The sequence below is a fragment of the Vibrio sp. 378 genome (assembly GCF_033339435.1).
Map to the genome: position 1 here is coordinate 1 of NZ_JAWOUO010001130.1, position 527 is coordinate 527.

The 527-nt window shown below is 45.9% G+C and carries 1 pseudogene; it reads left to right on the forward strand.

The annotated features are described in order from the left end of the window. Positions 1 to 527, forward strand: a pseudogene (locus R7Q48_RS30760) (chemotaxis protein); the annotation flags it as partial.

Consider the following 527-nt stretch of genomic DNA (forward strand, 5'->3'; position numbering starts at 1 on the left):
TGCAAGCTGCAGCATATCAAGTCTCACCAATGGCTGCATTGATTGATACGTGGGTGTTCACCCATCAAATGAACCAGTTTTATGCGACGGGCGCTGGCCGTGACATTTTTGCTACAGATGAAGCCAAACAAGTCTCGGCACACTTAGCCAATGAGGTAGACCAGCTCGCTCAATCACTGTTGAAAAAAGAGGTTTACGATAAAACGAAGCTCTTTGTTGCTGACTTTGTTAGACACTATCCGTTTGCTGATTTAAGCACGATTAGAACGCCCGCTTACCGTGCTTGGTTAGAAGCCAATCAAATCAGTGAGGAAGACGCGGTAACAACGTTGGGTACGATGCCGGAAGCATTGGGAGATGTATCCGATAGATTGAGTTTGGTCTCTGAACAAACGCCAAAGATCATGACTTGGAAGGCGCAGTTATTAGCGTTGAACAGTTCGGCAAGTATTGAGAAGGTTAATGCCGCCTTGAACAGTCTGCAAGTGACTGCTGACTCAATGAGAGATTTCATCGATAACAACCCT